The organism is Methylobacterium sp. AC690, from assembly GCF_979256535.1.
In genome coordinates this window covers 1-244 of the sequence record NZ_CEEDOX010000113.1, presented here as the reverse complement: position 1 = coordinate 244, position 244 = coordinate 1, and the positions used below count along the sequence as shown (strand labels likewise).

Below are 244 nucleotides of genomic sequence, written 5' to 3'. Positions count from 1 at the left end.
GTCCCGGACGACGCGCGCGACCGCAACGCCCTCGTCACCGCCGCCGATACGGCGCTGCTCCTGGGCAAGGCCGAGGGCCGGGGAAACTACCGCGTCTTCGAGGCGTCGATGGGACAGGATGTCCGCGAGCGCCGCCTCCTCGAGAAGCAGCTGCGCCGCGCCCTGGCGGCGGACCAGCTGCGCCTGGTCTACCAGCCACAGATCGAAACCCGCTCCCGAGCCGTGATCGGCTTCGAGGTCCTGC

General features: G+C 71.7%; 1 pseudogene. It reads left to right on the top strand.

What is annotated here, in order from left to right:
- A pseudogene (locus AC0IY1_RS25510) lies at window positions 1–244 on the top strand (bifunctional diguanylate cyclase/phosphodiesterase); the annotation flags it as partial.